This is a genomic window from Endozoicomonas sp. ONNA1, from assembly GCF_024606325.1.
Classification (GTDB): Bacteria; Pseudomonadota; Gammaproteobacteria; order Pseudomonadales; family Endozoicomonadaceae; genus Endozoicomonas_A.
Genome location: NZ_JAHHPN010000665.1, coordinates 1 through 2,645, shown reverse-complemented (window position 1 = coordinate 2,645; position 2,645 = coordinate 1). Strand labels below are relative to the sequence as shown.

At 47.7% G+C, this 2,645-nt stretch carries 2 protein-coding genes; both read right to left on the bottom strand.

What is annotated here, in order from left to right:
• A partial coding sequence (locus KDK19_RS15690; RefSeq protein ID WP_257292317.1) for a hypothetical protein occupies positions 1-905 on the bottom strand: 905 nt, incomplete at its 3' end.
• A gap of 280 nt (positions 906-1,185) precedes the next feature.
• Positions 1,186-2,337 (bottom strand): lipopolysaccharide kinase InaA family protein, encoded by a 1,152-nt coding sequence (locus KDK19_RS15685; protein ID WP_257253219.1) that lies wholly within the window; start codon positions 2,335-2,337, stop codon positions 1,186-1,188.
• Positions 2,338-2,645 lie beyond the last annotated feature (308 nt).

Sequence of the window (2,645 nt, the reverse complement as noted above, 5' to 3'; positions counted from 1 at the left end):
CCAACATATTCAACCTCCTGCGCTTCTTCAAGGCTGTTCGAAGCAGACTTTGGTAATATAAATGCGGGATACAACATAACTGTTTCTGACTGATGTACTTGCGGATAGCCGGACAAACCTTTCCCTGTAAGTTGAGCAAGCAGTTCTGAGGCATCTGGCGGCATTTGGCTGAATAACGATTTATTGTGTGCCTTCTTCTTTGTAATCCCTTCCAAAGCCGCAGATAAATCTGTGGCGCTGACGAATTGTCTTGATTCACTGGAAGATTCACTGGAAGTAGTGGGATATCCATTATAAAGCCATTGTTTCAGCCACTGGCTGATCCGGGCCAGAGCTGACAGGTAGTCAAACTGCCAGTCGGGCATAGTAAAAAATCCCTTGGCAGGAATGCCCGGCATAGAGGGAGGTGGCGGTGGGTCAAATGGAAAGCCTCTTCCCGATAATCGCAAGTCAGGTTCATGTATTAATGCGGGCCATTCTGGCAACACAAAGCTCGTGCCATTTTTCTCCGCTTCCTCAGAAACATTATTTGTAGCCAGATCGCCCTCGCCACTGTCAGTTCTATCTACTTGCAGTTCAGGGCTGATACACAAGAAGTTTCTTTGTTCCGTTGAGGGAGTGTCAATATCGTCACGTTTCAGTAGATGGCAGCTGAATGAACCTTCGCCTATTGGCACCCTGCCAATATAGGCAGCATTGGCCACAACCAGTATGTCTTCAAACAAGGCCAGAGAGTCTTCAGGCACAAAGAAGACAAAACCTGGTATCAGATACGCCTCTTGGTCAGGTGTCCCATTTGTGACGATGAGCAGATGTCCTTGAGGATGGTCATCACCAAATCCACTGGCTGCCAAAGAGATTAAGAGTGTCCCGATTATATAAAAGAAAACTGTTTTAATTTGCACTCAAATTTCCATTTTTTTTCAGTCAGAGCTGAGTGTAGCCACAGTAGGTCGGGCTCGCCTAAAAGTTTACACATACCCACTACTCCAACTGACCTTCTTCCAGGAAAAACCAAAAACCAGTAATAAGCAAACGTGCTGTCTGAATCGAAATAGAGTGTTGATTGACTCTAGTCATCACCGCTAAAGGGACTTAACGGCATGAAGTGTTCCTGAATCGGTCTTGTTTAGTCTGTGACCCTGATCGGAAGCAGACGGAGATAGCCCCGGTCCGGGGCGATCATTACCGGATCCGGGTGTGAATATATTTTATGTCCAACAAAAGATTCTCCCGAGCGTCTTCTGGCCACTGATCAACATAGGCCCTGATAAACGCGTCCCTTGATATCCTGCTTTTGTCCATTTCTCCGAACAACCGCTTCAGATCGAGGAACACTTCTTTTGATTCCAGAACTGAGTCAGAAAGCCCTATGGTATCAATCAGCGAGAAACCGGACTCTTCATCATAAAAAATATTTTTGAAATTCAGGTCTTGATGAACCGCTCTGGAAAGGGTGTAGAGTCCATTGAGTTTCAAATCTCTGTGACGCAGGTGAAACTGCGCCAGAACTTTCCCAAACCCGGAGAACAAGGCATTGATGTCAACCTCGCCTGAGGGTTCACGGGACTCAGCGACCCAGTCTGCCAGAGAACGCCCCTTCACTGCTTTGAACAAAGAGTGCATACGCCCCGCGACCAATCCACTCCACTCATCGAAACCCAGAGCCAACGGCTCTTCTTCCGGCACAAAATAGCATTCAGCCACTTTCAACATAGGGGCAATAATAAAGCCACTGTTAACATAGCCTTTGAGAATATACTGCTGGCCGTCGATCCATATCGTGTTCAACGAATGCACCGAAGGAGAACCATACAGAGTGCTTATAATGCCCATGAGGCCAGCTTCATCCATGGTGTCAACCACCTGCTGATACTTCCCATGATGCACAGGAATTTGTTGCCACTGGCTGGCGCTGTTGCCTGGCCAACGCCAGTTGAAATAGTCTGCCAGATGAGCTTGCCAGTCGTTGCAGGCCATTGTCCCAGGCTGCATTACTCCCGTTTTTTTTAATAACTTCAATGCTTCGGTGCCGTTTTTGCTGGAAATCAGAGACTGACAGAATTCACTGTCCAGTTTCGGCTTCCAGAGTTCAAAGGGCTGGATATTGCAGGATTCATCATCCCCGGCTACTGGAATGCCCAGTCTCTCAAGCCATGCATAATAGGTAATCACAGCCGCAGTCAGGGCAGTCAAAGGCAGCAGGTAGTTTGAAGGGCGACTGCATGGACCTGTCTGACAATTTTCCGAAGAAAATGAATGAGCCGTCTGCATAGAGAGCAGTAGGGCCAGCAGAATAGGAAGTGTTTGCCCATGGACAAAGCGGTTAGGTGGCATAAAAAGTACTCCTGTATCAGATCTTCTTTATTCTTTTGATCCTGATCGATCCAGGGAGTTCAACTGCCATCAAAATTTTTTCAATGAGTCAGATCCGCGCTGCCAGCCCGAATACAGTTATGTTCTCAATCCGGGTCGGCAAAGCAGTCGGTTTTCAATCAGACTCTGCGGCTTTGGCTTCGGTGTCTTCTGGCAGACTTTCATCGGTTTGTGACTGATCTGTAGTGCAGCTCCAGCCCCAGCCTTCCTGTTTTTTCACGATTCCACGAGACCTGATACGTTAAGCCTTCTCCGCCGACGTTTCTGGC